This window comes from Candidatus Pelagibacter communis (assembly GCF_001180025.1).
Classification (GTDB): Bacteria; Pseudomonadota; Alphaproteobacteria; order Pelagibacterales; family Pelagibacteraceae; genus Pelagibacter; species Pelagibacter ubique_A.
Genome location: NZ_CVSK01000001.1, coordinates 1 through 601 on the forward strand (window position 1 = coordinate 1; position 601 = coordinate 601).

General features: G+C 27.3%; 1 pseudogene. It reads left to right on the forward strand.

Going from position 1 to position 601, the window contains the following annotated elements:
* A pseudogene (locus tag AMN83_RS00005) lies at window positions 1-601 on the forward strand (bifunctional phosphoribosylaminoimidazolecarboxamide formyltransferase/IMP cyclohydrolase); the annotation flags it as partial.

Below are 601 nucleotides of genomic sequence, written 5' to 3' on the forward strand. Positions count from 1 at the left end.
AAAAAGATCATTTAGAAAGTTATAAATCCGCTCTTTCTTGTGATCCCGTAAGTGCTTTTGGTGGAATAGTTTCTTGTAATTTTAAAATTACTAAGAATTTAGCTTTAGAATTAAATAAATTATTTTTAGAAGTAATTATCGCGAATGGATTTGAAAGCAGTGCTACCAAAATATTAAAAGCTAAAAAAAACTTAAGATTAATTGACGGAACAAATTATACATCAAAAGAACTTCTTAAATTTGTATCATTTAACCAAGATATAATGATACAATCAGAGGACTTAAATTTATTTTCAAGCAAAAATTTCAAAATTGTATCAAAAAGAAAACCAACAACAAAACAATTTAAAGATCTTATTTTTGCTTTTAATGTATGTAGATATGTTAAATCAAATGCAATAGTGTTAGCATCAAACGAAACCACTGTTGGTATTGGTTCTGGTCAACCAAGCAGATTAGATAGTTGTCAAATAGCAATAAATAAAATGAAAAAATTTAATCTTCAGAATAATAATTTAGTTGCAGCCTCAGATGCATTCTTTCCTTTTGTAGATGGTATTGAAAAATTGGTACAAGCTGGGGTTAGAGCTGTAATTCAACC